Origin of the sequence: Haloarcula amylolytica (assembly GCF_049705545.1) — an archaeon.
Lineage (GTDB): Archaea > Halobacteriota > Halobacteria > Halobacteriales > Haloarculaceae > Haloarcula > Haloarcula amylolytica_B.
Window position 1 is genome coordinate 536369 of sequence record NZ_JBNAMU010000001.1, and the last position, 15901, is coordinate 552269.

General features: G+C 63.3%; 20 protein-coding genes and 2 tRNA genes. 8 read left to right on the forward strand and 14 right to left on the reverse strand.

Features of this window, described 5'->3' with window-relative positions; genetic code table 11:
- Positions 1-5: 5 nt before the first annotated feature.
- From ACOZ4H_RS02830 to ACOZ4H_RS02845, 4 genes are all read right to left on the reverse strand, one after another.
- Complete coding sequence (locus tag ACOZ4H_RS02830; protein ID WP_004590578.1) at positions 6-140, reverse strand: 30S ribosomal protein S27ae; 135 nt, start codon at positions 138-140, stop codon at positions 6-8.
- Positions 141-449, reverse strand: a complete 309-nt coding sequence (locus ACOZ4H_RS02835; protein WP_004516108.1) for a 30S ribosomal protein S24e — start codon at positions 447-449, stop codon at positions 141-143.
- 194 nt (positions 450-643) lie between these two features.
- On the reverse strand, positions 644-1651 hold the full coding sequence (locus ACOZ4H_RS02840; protein WP_424327881.1) for an AAA family ATPase: 1008 nt from the start codon (positions 1649-1651) through the stop codon (positions 644-646).
- A gap of 520 nt (positions 1652-2171) precedes the next feature.
- Positions 2172-2242, reverse strand: a tRNA-Gly gene (locus tag ACOZ4H_RS02845).
- 214 nt (positions 2243-2456) lie between these two features.
- Here ACOZ4H_RS02845 and ACOZ4H_RS02850 point away from each other — a divergent pair.
- Positions 2457-3290, forward strand: a complete 834-nt coding sequence (locus tag ACOZ4H_RS02850) for an NAD+ synthase (RefSeq protein WP_424327882.1) — start codon at positions 2457-2459, stop codon at positions 3288-3290.
- A 29-nt stretch (positions 3291-3319) separates the two neighbouring features.
- On the opposite strand, the gene ACOZ4H_RS02855 is transcribed toward ACOZ4H_RS02850, so the two are convergent.
- Positions 3320-4090, reverse strand: coding sequence for a DUF3105 domain-containing protein (locus ACOZ4H_RS02855; protein ID WP_424327883.1), 771 nt, complete (start codon positions 4088-4090; stop codon positions 3320-3322).
- Positions 4091-4128: 38 nt separating this feature from the next.
- On the reverse strand, positions 4129-4803 hold the full coding sequence (locus tag ACOZ4H_RS02860) for an enoyl-CoA hydratase/isomerase family protein (protein ID WP_424327884.1): 675 nt from the start codon (positions 4801-4803) through the stop codon (positions 4129-4131).
- A 60-nt stretch (positions 4804-4863) separates the two neighbouring features.
- On the opposite strand from ACOZ4H_RS02860, the gene ACOZ4H_RS02865 reads away from it, so the two are divergent.
- From ACOZ4H_RS02865 to ACOZ4H_RS02885, 5 genes are all read left to right on the forward strand, one after another.
- A complete protein-coding gene (locus ACOZ4H_RS02865; RefSeq protein ID WP_424327885.1) occupies positions 4864-5520 on the forward strand; it encodes a DUF7114 family protein in 657 nt (218 codons plus the stop codon).
- 67 nt (positions 5521-5587) lie between these two features.
- Positions 5588-5659, forward strand: a tRNA-Thr gene (locus ACOZ4H_RS02870).
- Between the two features lie 292 nt (positions 5660-5951).
- The gene (locus ACOZ4H_RS02875) at positions 5952-6191 is read left to right on the forward strand and encodes a hypothetical protein (RefSeq protein ID WP_424327886.1); all 240 of its coding nucleotides are present in this window, start codon (positions 5952-5954) and stop codon (positions 6189-6191) included.
- 143 nt (positions 6192-6334) lie between these two features.
- A complete protein-coding gene (locus ACOZ4H_RS02880) occupies positions 6335-6508 on the forward strand; it encodes a hypothetical protein (RefSeq protein WP_424327887.1) in 174 nt (57 codons plus the stop codon).
- Complete coding sequence (locus ACOZ4H_RS02885; protein WP_424327888.1) at positions 6505-6780, forward strand: hypothetical protein; 276 nt, start codon at positions 6505-6507, stop codon at positions 6778-6780. Before ACOZ4H_RS02880 ends, ACOZ4H_RS02885 begins: the two co-directional genes overlap by 4 nt.
- A 57-nt stretch (positions 6781-6837) precedes the next feature.
- Here the strand turns inward: ACOZ4H_RS02885 and ACOZ4H_RS02890 are convergent, their stop codons facing one another.
- From ACOZ4H_RS02890 to ACOZ4H_RS02920, 7 genes are all read right to left on the reverse strand, one after another.
- Complete coding sequence (locus ACOZ4H_RS02890) at positions 6838-7278, reverse strand: acyl-CoA thioesterase (RefSeq protein WP_424327889.1); 441 nt, start codon at positions 7276-7278, stop codon at positions 6838-6840.
- Between the two features lie 127 nt (positions 7279-7405).
- Entirely contained in the window at positions 7406-7954 is a 549-nt protein-coding gene (locus tag ACOZ4H_RS02895; protein ID WP_004590591.1) for a KH domain-containing protein, read from the reverse strand.
- 95 nt (positions 7955-8049) lie between these two features.
- Positions 8050-9099: a PAS domain-containing sensor histidine kinase gene (locus tag ACOZ4H_RS02900; RefSeq protein WP_424327890.1), complete on the reverse strand. Its 1050-nt coding sequence runs from the start codon at positions 9097-9099 to the stop codon at positions 8050-8052.
- Between the two features lie 275 nt (positions 9100-9374).
- The gene (gene rio1 / locus ACOZ4H_RS02905) at positions 9375-10310 is read right to left on the reverse strand and encodes a serine/threonine-protein kinase Rio1 (protein WP_424327891.1); all 936 of its coding nucleotides are present in this window, start codon (positions 10308-10310) and stop codon (positions 9375-9377) included.
- A gap of 41 nt (positions 10311-10351) precedes the next feature.
- Positions 10352-10639: a translation initiation factor eIF-1A gene (gene eif1A / locus ACOZ4H_RS02910; RefSeq protein ID WP_004516096.1), complete on the reverse strand. Its 288-nt coding sequence runs from the start codon at positions 10637-10639 to the stop codon at positions 10352-10354.
- Between the two features lie 136 nt (positions 10640-10775).
- Entirely contained in the window at positions 10776-10904 is a 129-nt protein-coding gene (locus ACOZ4H_RS02915; RefSeq protein ID WP_424327892.1) for a hypothetical protein, read from the reverse strand.
- Entirely contained in the window at positions 10897-12420 is a 1524-nt protein-coding gene (locus ACOZ4H_RS02920; protein ID WP_424327893.1) for an aldehyde dehydrogenase family protein, read from the reverse strand. The genes ACOZ4H_RS02915 and ACOZ4H_RS02920 overlap by 8 nt, the downstream gene beginning before the upstream one ends.
- Positions 12421-12619: 199 nt before the next feature.
- On the opposite strand from ACOZ4H_RS02920, the gene ACOZ4H_RS02925 reads away from it, so the two are divergent.
- Positions 12620-13336, forward strand: coding sequence for a helix-turn-helix domain-containing protein (locus ACOZ4H_RS02925; protein WP_424327894.1), 717 nt, complete (start codon positions 12620-12622; stop codon positions 13334-13336).
- On the opposite strand, the gene ACOZ4H_RS02930 is transcribed toward ACOZ4H_RS02925, so the two are convergent.
- Positions 13333-14169: a proline dehydrogenase family protein gene (locus ACOZ4H_RS02930; protein WP_424327895.1), complete on the reverse strand. Its 837-nt coding sequence runs from the start codon at positions 14167-14169 to the stop codon at positions 13333-13335. The genes ACOZ4H_RS02925 and ACOZ4H_RS02930 overlap by 4 nt on opposite strands.
- Before the next feature lie 400 nt (positions 14170-14569).
- On the opposite strand from ACOZ4H_RS02930, the gene ACOZ4H_RS02935 reads away from it, so the two are divergent.
- Positions 14570-15874, forward strand: a complete 1305-nt coding sequence (locus ACOZ4H_RS02935) for an ABC transporter substrate-binding protein (protein ID WP_424327896.1) — start codon at positions 14570-14572, stop codon at positions 15872-15874.
- Positions 15875-15901 lie beyond the last annotated feature (27 nt).

Below are 15901 nucleotides of genomic sequence, written 5' to 3' on the forward strand. Positions count from 1 at the left end.
CGGCCTTACTTCCACTCGGTGTAGCCGCACTTCCCGCAGTGCTGGCGGTCCTCGTGCTCGGCAAGGACGGTGTCTCCACACCGGGGGCAGGTCTCGCGGTCGAGTTCGCCGTCGTCGCTGTAGTACTCGTTGTGTGGCATCTATGCTTCCTCCGCTTCCTCTTCGCCGTCGGCGACGATCTTGTTGCGTTCGAGCATGTGGTCCTGCTCGACATCGCGGGCGTACTCGGGGTTGTCGTAGACCTTCGCGTAGCCGACCGTCTTCCGCATGCCGAACTTGGTGTCGAGCTTGTGGATGACGACTTCCTCGGCGTCCTTGTTCAGCGTGGCCGCAAGAGAGTCGCGGACAGAGAGACGGGAGGGGGTGGCTTCGTCGTGGACGACCTCGAACCGGACGTCCGTTCGGTGCAACATGGGATTCTCGTCTTCCTCGATGATGTCGATATCCATGGTTCGTTGTCCGTATCTACCCGCCGAAGCGCGTAAAAGGATTTCGAAGCGGTTGACGCCGCCTCGGCGGCTGAGCGTCCGCGATTCCGTGTCACCGCACCGTACCGTGACTCGGCGAGGAACGGGAACGCGCTGTAGCGGCACGCTCCGGCCGCTACAGTCCTCATAGAGCGATAGCGCCCGAAAGCCGTCCCCTACCGCTCGCCCAGTTGTGCGAGGAGGTGTGAGAGGTGGATTCGCTCGTTCGCCGCGTCGACGAGCGCCATATCCGTCTCGCCGGCCATCTCGTGAACCTCGGCCAGTCGGTCCCCGGAGTAGCGCGACCGGGCCACGTCCAACATGTCATCCAGGATATCTGACGCGCCGTACCCCTCGTCGACGAGCAGGTCGTCGAGCGTCGACCGCGCGTCGGTAAAGCGCCCGTCTTCGGCCGCTTCGATCATCTGCTCGACCTGGTCGTCGGCTTCGACGGCGTTCAGCGTCTCGAACGCGGCGTCCATCGTCACCTCGCCCTCGGCTTCGGCGGTCGTCTGGGCGGCCAGCACTGCTGTCCGGAGGTCCCCTTCCGCGTAGCCGGCGACGTACTCGATGCCGTCGTCGTCGTGGTCGACGCCTTCCGCGGTGACGATCTCCTCCAGCACGGACGCCGTTTCCTCGTGGGTCGGCTCACGCATCACGACCGGGAAACACCGCGAGCGGATCGGCGGGATAACGGCCGAGGGCTGGCGCGTCGCGATGACGAACTGCGTCGCCTCGTAGTACTGCTCCATCACCCGCCGCAGCGCCTGCTGGAAGTCCTCGCGCATCCCCTCAGCGTTGTCGAGCAGGATGGTCTTGTAGCTGCCAGACACCGGCGAGTAGCTGGCGGACTCCTTGAGGACGTGGTTGATGAGGTCGGCCTTCGAGGATTCGCGGCGGCGTTTACTATCGATGAACGACGCGAACCGCGGGTCGTTCGAGACCTCCTTTTTCGTCATGTCGAACACGTCCGCCATGTTGAGTTCCGTGAAGTCCGCGTCGGGGTTCTCGTGGACCTCCCGGGCAAAGGCTCGGACAGCGGCCGTCTTCCCGCTCCCTTTCGGCCCGTGGACCAGGAGGTTCATCGGCTCCTCGATGGCTCCTTGCAGGTGTTCGCGGGCCTTCGGCTGGCGGATATCCGACAACTCCGGGGCGTGTGTCTCCGTCCACAGCGGCGCGTCCATCTGTTGACACTGGGTATGCCCGGCCCCGACAAGTATCTCGCGGTCCGCGGGCTCACACTACCGCTGGTACCAATAGTGCAGTAACGGCGCGCTCGGTGCCTCTTCCCTCGGCCGAAATCCAACAGTGACTGGCCCAATAGCACCGGTCGCCCCCGATCTGGCTTACGAGAGCAGACTGTCCGCAGTTGGTTGCCAACCGCATTCCACGCACTCGAACTCCTCGTCGGCTGTTTTGATTACCGGCTCATGGCATTTCTTACATTCCAGTAGGGGATTGTGGGGCCGGGTGGCTGGTCGAGGCATACGTTAACGTACTACATACTCTTCTCATATAACCGTTCATTCTACGTACCTAGAATCGTGTCGCTACTACCTGCGGAGTTCGAACCGCACGCTGTTTGCACGGCTCGATCTCCGACTGTGGTTGGAGTTCATGGATTGCTCGCAGCAAAACCCGCCGGCCGGGAGTGAGCGAACGCGAAGCGTTCGCGAACATCGGGCGGCAAACGACCGCAGGGAGTGCGCCGGCCGGGAATTGAACCCGGGCTATTGCCTTGGGAAGGCAATGTCCTACCACTGGACCACCGGCGCTCGTTGCACTCGCACCGAGGCTCGCGATTCCTGCGGAATCGCTCACCACCGGCGCATCATTCTCGTTGCAGATTCATCGAACCTGCACGCAGCACGCGCTTCGTACAAAACCGTCAACAGCGACCGCACTTGAACGTAGCGCTTCGACTGGACGGTCGTCCGAAAATATCGCACCGATGGATGGGTATTAGTTCCGCCCGGCCAACCAGTAGATATGGCAACAGCGGACTCCGTCGTACGGGCCAACGACCCGATCGACCTGACGTTCTCCGAGGCTGAACTGGACGCCCACCGCGACCATATTACGTCGTTCATCGAGGACCAGGTCGACGCTGCCGGTGTCGACACTGTGGTGCTGGGGCTCTCTGGCGGTATCGACAGCACACTCGTCTCACACCTGGCTGTCGAAGCGCTCGGCCGCGACGCTGTCCACGGCCTCGTGATGCCCAGCGAGGTCAACCGTGCGGACAACATGAGTGACGCCGAGCGGGTGGCCAACGACCTGCTCGGTATCGAGTACGACGTTATCGAAATCAACCCGCTGGTCGACGCGTTCCTCGACGCCTATCCCGACGCCGAGGGCGACCAGCTCGCCGTCGGCAATCTCCGGGTTCGCTGTCGGGCGGTGCTGAACTATCTCGTCGGTAACCACGAGCAGGCGCTGGTCCTGGGCACCGGGAACCGGAGCGAAGCACTGGTCGGCTACTACACGAAGTACGGCGACGGCGCAGTCGACTGCCATCCTATCGCGGCGCTGTACAAACAGCAGGTCCGACAGCTGGCGAAACACGTCGGCGTCCCCGACGACCTCGCGGAAAAAACCGCCAGCGCCGAGATGTGGACCGGCCAGACCGACGCCGACGAGATGGGGATGGACTACGACACGCTCGACTCTATCCTCGCCCTGCATATCGACGGCGGTGTCCCGGCGGCTGCGACAGCCGACCGGCTCGGTGTCCCGCTCGATGTCGTCGAGACTGTCCGCGAGATGTACGAATCGAGCGCCCACAAGCGGGCGATGCCGCCGGGTCCGGACCCGCTGTACTGAACTGCGGTTCCGTTACTCCGTCTCAATCATCAGCGGACCGGGTTCTCCGGGCCGCGACCCAGATACTCCGAGAGGAACGCGTGGACGGTCTCGGCGTCGTAGCTGTCCATCGTTAGCTCGTGCTGCCACGCCGTCACGACGTATGGGGCCCGGGGATCGTCGTTGGGGTTCGGAACGGCGACGACGCTCCGCCAAGTGCCGGTATGGACGCTGGAGAACTCTCGAAGGCTCTGCCTGGCCTCGGGCGAAATCTCGTCGGGGTCGTAGTAGACGACGACCGCGCCGTGTTCGAGCGTGTGAACGAGCGAGCCGAGCAGCGGCGTCGCTTCGTAGAAGCCTGCACTCACCGTTGACGCATAGTGTGTCCCGGAAAGCGGCGGGACCCGCTGGTAGTCGATGGCACTGCCCTGTTCGACGTGGTTGTTCCCTCGGTCCGGGAACTGCTCGACACCGGCCAGTCGGTCGCTGTCGCCGGTGTCGTCCAGCGACGACGCTTCGACCCCAGAGGCCTCGACTGCCGAAAGCGGCTGTGCGCCCGCCGTCCCGACGAGGTCTGCGTCATTTCCGCCGTCGCCGCCACTCAGCTGGGTCACATACACTGTGAGCCCGATAGCGAACACCACGACGATGCCGATAACGATTGGTCCGACCGGGAGGGCGTTGCTGTCCTCGCCACCGGTATGTTTCTTAACGCGCCGACGGTCAATCGCACCCAGTTCGCCGTCGTGGGTGTCGGCGAGGTGGTCGAGATAGGCGTCCTCGCCGTCGAACGATTCCGCGCAGTACTCACAGTCGACCATTGGCGGTCCGTATGCGAGGCGTCGTCTTGTACCCTTCCCTACTCGGTCTTCGCGTTGAGGTCGGCGAAGGCCCGCTGTTCGCGGCGCTCCTGCGTCTCCCTGTCGGCGTCGTCCCGCATCCGTGCTTTCAGCACTCGAAGCGCATCCGAGTCGACGGCCGCTAACTCTTCGACGACGGCCCGAGGCTCCGTAGTGATCCGCGAAACCAGCCCCATCCGCAGTGCCGTATCGGCGTCGAGCGTACGGCCGGACAGCGTGATGTCGAGCGCGTCGCCGGTCCCGACGATATCGGGGAGCCGCGCGGTCCCGCCCCACGCGCCGAACAGGCCGAGTTTGACCCCGGTTTCGGCCAGCGTCGCGTCGGGCGTCGCGACTCGGACATCGCAGGCCAGCGCCAGTTCGACGCCGCCGCCCCGCGCCGCGCCGTCGATGCCGGCGACGACGGCTCCGTCGTATGATTCGAGCGTCCGGGCGACGCGCTGGCCCAGCGCCGCGAACGCCTCGGCGCTCTCCGAATCGAGGGCTTTGACCTCGTCCAGATCCGCGCCGGCGCAGAACGCCTCGCCAGCGCCGTGGAGGTACAGCACTGGCTCGGTCGCGGACTCGACTGCTGCTTCGAGGTCACGTAGCGCCGTGCTGGTGAGCGCGTTGCGCTGGTCGGGCCGGTCGAGCGTCAGGGTCCGGATACCATCGCCGCTCGTGGTCTGTACCATGGCTGCTGTGACTCTGCGGTTTCCAAAGGTCTTTGCCCTTCCCGTCGCTAGACCCTCATAATGGAGGAAGTGGCGGCAGTTCGCCGAGCAGCGTTGGCGGCAGTCGACGATGTCGAGCCTGACCGGCTTCACGGGCGGATCGACGCTCGCCTGGACGACGCGTCGCTGGCGCCCGGCGTCCTGACGCTCGTCAGCGCAGACGCGACCAGCGACCCGCCGATTGACCTCGCCGACGGCGTCGCTGACCGAGCCGCCGGCGTCCAACTCATCTACGAGGGGCTCTCGCTCACCCGCCAACTGGCCCACGACGACCCCTGGGTCAACGGCGACCGCGACACGGCCGACCTGGATATCCTCATCGCGGACATCCTCGTCTCGCGTGGCTTCTACCTGCTCGCCAGGACCGAAGCCGCCGACGCCGCTGTCTCCGTCGTCCGTTCGTTCGGTCACGACCAGACAGTCCGCCGGACGACCGACGACGAGAGCCTCGACACCGCGCTCGAAACTGACATCCTGGAACTCGCCGTGGTCGCCGGTGTCACTGCCGCCGGCATCCGACCCACACCGACACTCCGCGAGTACGCAACTGAACTGGCCGTCGACGGCCTCCCGCCCAACGCCGAGTTGCTCGGTGAGGAGGTCGCCGACGCGCTCCGGGCCCGCGCGGGGGCCGAACAGCCATCCGGCGACGGGACCGAGGCCGCCGCCGATCACTGATACTAATCGACACACCGGCCCCGAATCGAAACGACTTTAGACAATTGCCGGATACACACTGATGCGTGCCTGGGTAGCTTAGCGGTAAAGCGCGTCCTTGGTAAGGACGAGACCCCGGATTCAAATTCCGGCCTAGGCTTCTAACGCGAACAAACTCCGCGGAGTTTCATCTCCGCGCTTCCCTGGAGCGTGTGTACCGGTAGCGGCATTTGAATCCCTGGAAGACGACCAGCGGGCGTCTTCCTCCGGTTCAAATTCCGGCAGAGGCTTTCTACAACGAATTAACTGTGCAGCGCGCCGGGACTCCGTGATCAGGTGAGGCAATAGCGGCAGTTGCAAGCCCGAAATTGCACCGAAGCGTGGAATCCCGAAACCTTCAGTTCTGCTGACTGCTTGCAAAGGGATATACCGCTGTAGGCCCAACAGTGTATGTGAGTACCACACAGGACGAGGCGGCAGATGCGGTATCGCAAGACGAGAGCAGCCGCCGCATGGGCCCTGCCGCGCTGGCATCCGTCGCGTCCGTCGCCCTGGCGCTGTATTTCTATTACGTTCGCGGCGACAAACAGCGGGGTCAGTTCATCGGTCTTTGGCCCGCAACCATCCTCGGTCTCGCTGCGTACCTCAAACTCGGCGAAATCAAGCGACTACTCGAAGAGGGCGCTACCTGAGCAGGTGCTGCCGCCGGTTTCTGCCGTCGTATCGCGCTACAAACAGCCGCCGCTCGACCAGCCACCACTATCGCCACATGCGCTCAACTCTCGCTCAGACCATCACACGCCTCGACCTTGACACTCGAATCCAGTACGGATTGATGCTCCTCTTCGGAGGACTCTGCCTGCTAGCGGCGGCCGCCCCGCTTGGCACCCTCACGAAAGCCGTCGTTGTCTCTGCGTTGTTCGGGTTTACCGGCGGGCTCTGGGTATCACACCTCGTGCAGATTATTCAGCGGGCCGCGGAAACGGCACAGCCCGAGGCCGAGCAATGACCGAAGACGTTACCGATGACCCGCCACAGACATCCGGCTTCCTCGCCGGGCTCGAGTTTCTCACCGGTGAGGACCCCAGCGCAGGCTCGTTCCTGCTGGTCGTTGGGATGGTCACCTGCGTCTTCATCGCCGGATTCCAGCTCACACTGGATCCCCCGATTTCGACACTGCTTACCGGGCTCGTCCTCGTCATCACCGTCCTCAGTTTCATCATGGGCGCGGTGCTGGATATGCTCAATTACTTCGACACGCCGCGGAATCTCGAACGCTGAATCCAGAGCGCGGACGGACCCGGTTCCCGACGACGCTATGCTGTCAGCTCTTGCCGGCTACCGGCTCGGTTCCTCTGCAAGTGCTGTCTCGCGTAACTGCTTGCACTCCTCGCTCTCGGCCGTCAGTTCGGGCACGGGCGTCGGTGTGCCGTCGTCGACGGCGACGAAGGTGGCGTAGGCGCTCGTCGTCTCCTCCGTTTCGCCCGTGTGTGGGTCCTCGCGGGCGACCTCGATTCGGACCCGGACGCTGGTTCGGCCCGTAGCGTAGGCATAGGAGTCAATGAGCGCGGTATCGCCGATGGGAATCGGGCGCTCGAAATCGACGCGGGACATCTGTGCGGTGACGCAGGACTCCCTGGCGGCCCGCATGGCCGACATCGCCCCGATCTCGTCCATCCACTTCATGACGATTCCGCCGTGGGCGCTCTGGTAGTTGTTGGCATGGGTCGGCTGGACGCGTTCGCGGTTGACGATGTGCGTATCGGCGATGGTCGGCATACCTCCTCGTAGAGCGTGTCCGGGGAAAACGGTGTGGTGCGCCGCTGACGGGATTCAACAGCGACTGTGCGCATTCACACTGTCGTCGTGGCGCGTAATCGCCAATCAAACAGCCGATTCGCCGGAGTTACCCGGTGAACTGGTGGTATTCGAGGCCTTTGTGTTTCATCTCGTTGTGTTTGCGTTCGAGGAACGAGTAGACGGAGCCGTGGGGCGCACCGTCCAGAATCATCTCGGCAGCCTCCCGGACGGCGTCGACCTGCTCCGGACCGCCGATGATGCCCAGCGTCGAGCCGTAGATGACCACGGCCGCGCCGGAGAGTTCCTGCATGAGTTCCCGCGTCCGGCCACCCTCACCGATGAGACGGCCCTTCTGGCGGCGGAAGTCGTTCTTGTTGCGGGAGGCGGCCTCGATGTCGATAAGTTCGAACATCATCATATCGTCCTCAAGCAGCGCCAGCGCGTCGTCGGGCGCGAACCCGCGGCCGATGGCCTTCACGATGTCGGGACCTTTCAGCGCCGTCACCGGGTCGCCGACGGACTCGACTTTCACCGTGCCGTCCTCGGAATCGATATCCAGCCGGACCTCTGCGCGCTCCTCGATCTCGCGCATGGTCTCACCTCCCTCGCCGATCAGCACACCGATACGGTCCTGCGGAATCTTCACGTGTTGCATAAGTATACTACCCCGTAGGAGGTTCTGCCTGTTTAAAACTTCGGCAGTCGCGTGACTGACAAATGCCGGGCGGCCGTCCGCCGGCAGAACCCGCTTCAGTCCAGAAACTCGACGCCGGTGATTTCGAACCGCGCGCCGCCCGTGTCGCTGTCGGTGACGAGGATGTCCCAGCCGTGTGCGCCCGCGATGGTCCGGACAATCGAGAGCCCGTAGCCGCTGCCGTCTTCGGCAGTCGTGAAGCCGTGGTCAAACACGTCCTCCTGATTGTCGGCCGGGATTCCGGGGCCGTCGTCCTCGACGTAGAAGCCGTGGTCCAGCGGGCCGACGCGGACGATAACGGCGCCGTCGCCGTGTCGAGTGCTGTTCTGAAAGAGGTTCTCGAACAGTTCGATGAGGCGGTCGGCGTCGGCGCTCACCGAGCCGACGTGGTCGTAGTGGAGCGTGGCCCGCTCGGTGGTTCCGCCGGCCCCTTCCCAGGCGGTGTCAACAACGTCCTTGACGTTCGTCGTTTCCGGGTCGGTGACGACGTTTCCTTGCTTGGCGACAGAGAGCAGGTCGTCAACGAGGCGGGCCATCCTGTCGCTCGTCTCTTCGAGCGCGTCGAGGTGTTCCTCGTCACCGGTTTCGCGGGCCAGATGCACTCGTGAGGAGATCACACTGAGTGGGCTCCGCAGATCGTGGGCGAGGATATCCGTGAACTCCTTGAGACGGTCGTTCTGGCGTTCGAGCATCTTGTCGTACTGGTGCTTCTCGGTCGTGTCCTGGCTGACTGCGACGAACCCTTCCGGGTCTCCGTCCTCAAGCGGCGAGAGCGAGAGGGTCGCCCAGAACACCGTCTCATCAGCCTGCCGGTGCCAGTGCTGTGTCTCTATGGGGCCGTCTGCCGCCTCGGTCAGCAGTGCGTCAACGGTCGTCTCCATTTCTTCGGGGTCGGCAAACAGCATGTCGACGTGGTGGCCGACCGTCGCGTCCCGGTCGTAGCCGTACAGCGTCGCTGCCGGGTCGGGCCAGGTCGTGATGGTGCCACCAGCGTCGAGCATGAACACCGCATGCGAGGACAGTCCTTCGATGAGGCGCTCAGACATCGAGTCGTCGTCGCGCGCTGACTGCTGGTCCGAACTACTGTCTGATGGTGTGGTATCCATCAGCCGTACCTACCCGGGACAGGCAACCGACAGTTCGCGCTGCATGAAGAGCACTGTGAGAGGTAATCCATACTGAGATATACCACGCCTAACATTTTACACACTGTGGTTTTCACAGCCAAAACGAGTTGTGATGAACCGGGTAACAGAGTGCAGTACTGCGGTTTACTTGCAGGAGATTACGGGCATGACTAGCAAAGGACACTGTTCATTTATCGACACGGCGACAAACACTCACCTCAGTAAACCTAGCGATGCGAACAGAAAGCAGGTGACTACTCCTCGTCACGACGGTCCGCCGGCGTCCCCTGCGGGACAGCGTCGTCGTCGCTCCCCGGGGCGGTGTCGTCCTTGTCTTTCGGCGTCGCGTACTCCCGGACGTACGCGAGCAGGTCCTCGGGGGTGGCGTCGACGCCCTGTCTGGCGAAGAAGTTCGCGACGTTGCGGCAGTCCCGTTCGAGGAAATCGTCGGCGTTGGGGTGGTGGATGGTCACCGCCTGTCCCAGGTCGATGATGTACAGTTGGCCCTCGTGGAAGACGATGTTGTACTCCGAGAGGTCGCCGTGGACGAGGCCGGCGTCGTACAGCCGGCGGGTGTACTCCTTGACGACCTCGTAGGCCGTCTCCGGGTTCTCGATGTGGACCTCACTGAGGCGCTTGCTCCGGCCCTCCTCGGTCCCGAGATACTCCATCACGAGGACGTTCCGCTCGACGGCGATGGGCTCCGGCGTCCGAACGCCGGCCCGCCGTGCGCGCTTGAGGTTCGACGACTCCTTGCGGACCCACGCGGTGACGACCTTCTTTTTGTCCGAGCCGATGCCCTCGAATCGGGGGTCGCCGTCGAGATAGCTCCGCATGTCCTTGAAATCGGAGGCGTTGATGCGGTATACCTTGACTGCGACCTCTGTATCGCCGGACAGCGCCGTGTAGACGTTGGCCTCTTTGCCGGTCGAGATCGGCCCGCCGAAAGCGTCGATGTGGCCGTCCTGAACGAGTTTGTACAGCGCGCCGTAGGTGGCGTCGTCGAAGACGCTGGCCTCGACTTTGAATTGATCGGCGTCCTTGATGCGCTCGCGGAACTCGCTGAACTCGCGGTCCCGCTTGCGGGCGATTTTGTCGGCCTCTGTATCGGAGACGTCGACTTCCTCCCATTCGTCGCCCGGCGAATCGACGTCGTCCGTATCGAGCAGGCCGAACTGCCCCTCGGTCACGCTTGCGCCTCCGTCGAGCCCGCGGCCAGATACATATCAGACTACTCCTGGATGTGTCCCTCCTCGCGTAGCTGGTCGGCGTCCTGTTTCTCGTAGCGCCACGTGATGTCGGCCTTCTCGTCTTGCCAGTCCCAGGGTTCGACGAGGACCACGTCGTCCTCGCGTATCCAGATCCGCTTTTGCATCTTGCCCGGAATCCGGGCTGTCCGTTCGACGCCGTCCATACAGCGTACCTTGACGCGGTTCGCGCCAAGCATGTCCATGACGACGGCGAACACCTCGTCCTCTTCCGGCATCCGCAGGTTCTTTCTGCTGTCGTTGTCGCTCATATCCGATACTTCGACGGGGAGAGGTTTAAGGTTTGGAAAAAGTGGACCGCGAACGGGGGTCCGGGCCGCCGGCGATGGGTGGGACAGACGCGTGCCGGGGCCGTAGTGGAAAGAACTGGGATCGAGGGACTGACCGTTAGTCAGCGCCGAGACAGCCGACCCACGAACAGTCGCTACAGGTCTCGATACCCTTCTCGGTCGTCGTCTCGCCACGGCAGCGCGGACAGACGGAACCGACTGGTGGCGCCTGTTTGGACTTACTCATCGGTGATGATGTCCGCCGAGAGGCCCTGTGCCATCTCGATGTCCTTGGAGTTGTTCAGCGTCCAGGCGGTGCGCTCGGTGACGGCCTCGATGACCTCGCGGCCGCTCGGGAGGCCGTTGCCGGACTTCTTGACGCCGCCGAATGGCAGGTGGACCTCCGCGCCGATACACGGGAGGTTCCCGTAGGCGAGGCCGATCTCCGCTTCGTCGCGGAACTGGTTGATCTGGCGGTAGTCCTCGGAGATGATGGCCCCGGCGAGGCCGTAGTCGACGCTGTTGTGCATCTCCAGCGCCCGGTCGAAGTCACCCGAGTACTCGAGCAGCGCGACGTGGGGACCGAACACTTCCTCGTTGATACAGCGCAGGTCCTCGTCGTAGTCGATCTCGTAGACGAACGGGCCGACCCAGTGCCCCTCCTCGTGGCCCTCGGGAATCTCCTCGGCACCGAGGTCGGCGCGGTCGACGAGCACGTTCGCGCCCTCCTCGCGGGCGAGGTCGTTGTAGCGTTTGAACTTCTCGACCTGATCGTCCTCGATGAGCGGCCCCATGAAGGTGTCTTCCTCCAGTGGGTCGCCGACGGCGATGTCTTCGGCGACGTCGACGAACCGCTCTTTGAACTCGTCGTACAGGTCCTCGTGGACGATGAGGCGTTCCGAGGAGACACAGCGCTGGCCGGTCGTCTTGAAGCTGGACATCACGGCCGAGTGAACGGCGATGTCGAGGTCGGCTTCCTCCGTGATGACGACGGCGTTCTTCCCGCCCATCTCGCAGGCGGCGATCTTGCCGGGCTCGCCGCCGACCTTGGAAGCGATCTTGTGGCCGACTTCGGCGCTCCCGGTAAAGAGGACCGTCTCGACGCGGTCGTCCTCGACGATTTCGTTGCCGGCATCGCCGAAGCCCTGGACGAGGTTGAACACGCCGTCCGGGATGCCCGAATCCTCGAACATCTCGGCGATGATGTGAGCACACCACGGGGTCTGCTCGGCGGGCTTCCAGACGACGGTGTTGCCCTCGACCAGCGTCACTGCGAGGTGCCAGAACGGGATGGCGACCGGGAAGTTCCACGGGGTAATACAGCCGACGACGCCCTTCGGCTTGCGGCGCATGTAGGCGTCCTTGCTGGCGATTTCCGACGGTACCACGTCGCCGTGTGGGTGGCGGGCGTTGCCGGCGGCCCACTCGACCATGTGCCAGGACTCGGTGACGTCGGCCAGCCCTTCGCTGATCTCCTTGCCACACTCCATAGTGACGATTTCCCCGAGCTCCTCGTGGCGGTCACGCAGCTCGTGGTAGATGTCCCAGAGGTACTCCGCGCGGTCGATGTGCGAAAGCGAGCGCCACTCGTCGTAGGCGTCCTCCGCCGCCGCCAGCGCGCGGTCGACGTCAGCCTCGGTTCCGCGGTGGAACGAGGCGAGCGCCTCGCCGGTAGCCGGGTTCTGACTTGTGAACGTTTCCTCGCCGGTGCCTGTCGTCCATTCACCGTCGATGTAGTGTCGTCGTGAGTCGTCTGCACTCATAGTATGTACTGTATGCGTCCCCCACCAATATGTTCCACCGTCCATGGTCAGGGGGGTCGGCTGCTGTTCGCCATGGCCTGATATCCCCTCGAAAACCGGCATTGCCTACCATGGTCGGTGTTCCCCTTATGAACCGCACCTTTATTTGCGTCCATATCGTGGCTACCTTTAGCACCCCTTCATACGGAGGGCACCCAGTATGAGCGAAGTACAATCAGAAGACGGCGGACTTCAACTGACTCTGAGCATCTGGCACCCCGACTGCTGGACGCTCGAAGTCACCGACAAGACGGCGGCTGGCCTGTTGGCCCACGGCGTGTACAACACACAGAACGGCAGCGTGAAGGGGCTGTTCACGGCGTACGCCGACAGTATTAGCGAGGTCGAGGCCCTCATCGACGCGACCCGTGACTCGTCGCTGACCGACTCGGTGCTGGAACTGCGCGAGCGCCACGGCGCGACCGGAACGGGTTCCTCACCGGGGAACACGACCCGAGAGCTATTCGTTGAGTACGACCCGGACAACACCATCAGCGGCAGCCTCCTCTCGCGTGGGTTCATCCACAACGACCCGGTTCGCGTCCGCCACGGCCGCGAGCACTGGCCGGTGTTTTTCGCGGACTCCCGCGACGAGGCAGAGTCACTCCTCGACGAGATCCGCGAGGAACAGTCGGCCGATATCGAAGTAACTCGAATCACGTCCGCTGGCGGCGGCAGTCCACAGCAGCTCCGGCGGATGGACCGACTCTCGGACAGCCAGCGTGAAGCGTTCGAACTCGCACGACAGGAGGATTACTACGCGTGGCCGCGCGGCATCTCGACGCGCGAACTCGCGTCGAAACTCGGCGTTTCGAAGACGACGCTGCTCGAACACCTCCGGAAAGCAGAAGCGAAACTACTCGACCCGGACTCCTAGCTCAGGACCGCACGGACCGCGAACAGCGCGTTTTCTTTGCGTTCACGGACGCGCCGGTAGAAGTAGGAGAACCACTTGTCGCCGTAGGGGATGTACTGCCACATCGGGACGCCCTCGGCAGCGAGCTCACGCTGGGCGTCGTCGCGGACGCCCATCAGCATCTGGACCTCGTAGTCGGTGCCGTACTCGTCGTGAAGGTCCTTCGCGTAGTCTATCATCGCCGGATCGTGGCTGCCGACGGCGATGCCGCCCTCGAACTCCTCGAACATCAGTTCGAGACAGTCCCGATAGGCTTCGTTGACGCGCTCTTTCTTTTTGTAGGAGACCTCTTTGGGCTCGGAGTAGGCCCCCTTGACGAGTCGGACCTTGCCCGGAAGGGGCGCAAGCCGTTCGAGGTCGTCCGGCGTGCGTGTGAGGTTCGCCTGCGTACAGACGCCGACGCCACCCTCGTGTTCCGTGACGAGTCGCTCGTACGCGTCGAGAGTCACGTCGGTCGTCGTGTAGTCTTCCATGTCGACCCAGACGAAGACGCCGCGGTCGTCGCCTGCCGCGACAATGCGTTCGAGGTTCTCGACGAACACGTCGTCGCCAACGTCGAGGCCGATCTGGGAGGGTTTGACTGAGATACAGCAGTCGAGCCCGCTTCTGTCGATCTCTTTGACCAACTCGATATACTGGTCGGCGTCCTCGTCAGCGGGCTGGCGCTCGTCGTAGTGTTCGCCTAACAGATTCAGGATGCCCTTGACGTCGTCGTCGTTGAGCGAAGCGACGTGGTCGAGTGCCCCCGGAGCTGTCTCCCCGGCGACGAAGTTGTTCGCTATCGGCGGGATCATTACTGAATTTACGCTACTATATTAGCCTAAATAGACCCCCTACCAAAAAAATCACTTCTGTACCAGATGGAAGCAAGTGGTGGTGAAGCCGCTGGCTGTCTCGTCGCTGTCCCGGCATCCCGCGTGCGCGAACCTGCTGTGTCCCTCAAATGCCCACCGGATAGACAACAGATTGACGGATTCGCCGACGCCGAAGTCATCGGACTTGGATGGACCGACTCTCACGCCCAGATGCGTCTCTTTCGGCGCGGATTTCGTTTGTTCCATACCATACACTGGGTAGGAAACACCTTTCAAAAGTATTAATCCACGGCTTGCCCTACGGGAGGCAGAACCTGCAACCTACCATGGACGGGGACACGGTTATACAGGGAGTTGCGAAAAAGAATATCAGTATACCATGAACGAACATGACATGCGTTCGATTGACAGGCGAAGCGTAATGAAAGCTGCTGCCAGCGCCGGACTCATCGGCCTTGCCGGCTGTTCCGGGGGCGCTCCCGAAGAGAGCGATGGCGGTGACGGTGACGGAGGTGACGGCGGCGACGGCGAATCGACGGATTCCTCGACGGACTCCGGGTCTGACACCTACACCATCGGGATGGTAGACAGCCTCTCCGGCTCGCTGTCCGCGTTCGGTCAGCGGAACCAGCGCGGGAAGGAAATCGCGCTCGACGACGTCAACGCCGTCGGCGTCAGCGGCGGCGAACTGGAAATCTCGCAGCAGGACGATCAGAGCACGAGTCAGGGCGGGGTCAGCGCGGCCCAGACCCTCGTCAACCAGGAAGGGGTCCCGCTGCTCATCGGCACCGTCGGGAGCGGTGTCAGCACGGCCATTCACGAGAGCGTCGTCCAGAACACGGACGTCGTCCAGATCAGTCAGAACAGCACCAGTCCGAACCTGACGAACTTCCCGGACCTGCTCCGGATGCCGCCGGCCGGCAAGGCACAGGCAGAGGCGATCTCAGCGCTCCTCGACGAGGACGGCAACGAGTCCGCCGCGCTGGCCTGGATTAACAACGATTACGGTCAGTCCGTCGGTGAAGCCTTCATCGAGGCCTATGACGGGGAGATTGTGTACAACGAGCCCCACGACCAGGGCCAGTCCTCCTACAGTAGCACCATCTCCTCGATGTCCGACACCGACGCCGACGCGTGGGTGTTCATCACCTACCAGCCGGAGTTCGCCACGATGTCTCAGGAGGCGTTCGACCTGGGCGTCACCGACCAGGCCGCCTGGTACGGTGGCGACAGCGTCAAAGGACCGAAAGTCCTCGAATCGGCTCCTGAGGGCAGTCTCGACGGGATGAAGGCCGTGGTCCCGAGCGTCCCACAGGACGCCGAGAACTACCAGGCGTTCGTCTCGGAGTTCGAGGAACGCTTCGGCGAGGAACCCACGTCGTGGTCGGCGTACGCCTACGACGCGGTGGTCGTCAGTGCACTCGCCATCGAAGCCGCCGACGAGTTCACGGGCGCGGCGCTCAGTGAAGTCGTTCGGGACGTGACGCGACCCGAGGGTGAGGAGGCGACCACGTACGAGGACGCACACGAGATTCTGGCGAACGGTGGTTCGCCGTCGGACGTGGACTACACCGGCGTGAGCGGGCCCATCGACCTCGACGAGAACGGCGACCCGGTCGGGTTGCTTCAGGTGTTCGAAGTCGTGGACCACGCGTACGAATCCGGCGGCTTCATCGAGGGCTAAGGCGGCCGCGACCCCTTCCCATTTTCA

Coding starts and splice junctions, on each gene's coding strand:
- ACOZ4H_RS02830 (WP_004590578.1), bottom strand. CDS start 140: ATGCCACACAACGAGTACTACAGCGACGACGGCGAACTCGACCGCGAG.
- ACOZ4H_RS02835 (WP_004516108.1), bottom strand. CDS start 449: ATGGATATCGACATCATCGAGGAAGACGAGAATCCCATGTTGCACCGA.
- ACOZ4H_RS02840 (WP_424327881.1), bottom strand. CDS start 1,651: ATGGACGCGCCGCTGTGGACGGAGACACACGCCCCGGAGTTGTCGGAT.
- ACOZ4H_RS02850 (WP_424327882.1), top strand. CDS start 2,457: ATGGCAACAGCGGACTCCGTCGTACGGGCCAACGACCCGATCGACCTG.
- ACOZ4H_RS02855 (WP_424327883.1), bottom strand. CDS start 4,090: ATGGTCGACTGTGAGTACTGCGCGGAATCGTTCGACGGCGAGGACGCC.
- ACOZ4H_RS02860 (WP_424327884.1), bottom strand. CDS start 4,803: ATGGTACAGACCACGAGCGGCGATGGTATCCGGACCCTGACGCTCGAC.
- ACOZ4H_RS02865 (WP_424327885.1), top strand. CDS start 4,864: ATGGAGGAAGTGGCGGCAGTTCGCCGAGCAGCGTTGGCGGCAGTCGAC.
- ACOZ4H_RS02880 (WP_424327887.1), top strand. CDS start 6,335: ATGCTCCTCTTCGGAGGACTCTGCCTGCTAGCGGCGGCCGCCCCGCTT.
- ACOZ4H_RS02885 (WP_424327888.1), top strand. CDS start 6,505: ATGACCGAAGACGTTACCGATGACCCGCCACAGACATCCGGCTTCCTC.
- ACOZ4H_RS02890 (WP_424327889.1), bottom strand. CDS start 7,278: ATGCCGACCATCGCCGATACGCACATCGTCAACCGCGAACGCGTCCAG.
- ACOZ4H_RS02895 (WP_004590591.1), bottom strand. CDS start 7,954: ATGCAACACGTGAAGATTCCGCAGGACCGTATCGGTGTGCTGATCGGC.
- ACOZ4H_RS02900 (WP_424327890.1), bottom strand. CDS start 9,099: ATGGATACCACACCATCAGACAGTAGTTCGGACCAGCAGTCAGCGCGC.
- eif1A (WP_004516096.1), bottom strand. CDS start 10,639: ATGAGCGACAACGACAGCAGAAAGAACCTGCGGATGCCGGAAGAGGAC.
- ACOZ4H_RS02915 (WP_424327892.1), bottom strand. CDS start 10,904: ATGAGTAAGTCCAAACAGGCGCCACCAGTCGGTTCCGTCTGTCCGCGC.
- ACOZ4H_RS02920 (WP_424327893.1), bottom strand. CDS start 12,420: ATGAGTGCAGACGACTCACGACGACACTACATCGACGGTGAATGGACG.
- ACOZ4H_RS02925 (WP_424327894.1), top strand. CDS start 12,620: ATGAGCGAAGTACAATCAGAAGACGGCGGACTTCAACTGACTCTGAGC.
- ACOZ4H_RS02930 (WP_424327895.1), bottom strand. CDS start 14,169: ATGATCCCGCCGATAGCGAACAACTTCGTCGCCGGGGAGACAGCTCCG.
- ACOZ4H_RS02935 (WP_424327896.1), top strand. CDS start 14,570: ATGAACGAACATGACATGCGTTCGATTGACAGGCGAAGCGTAATGAAA.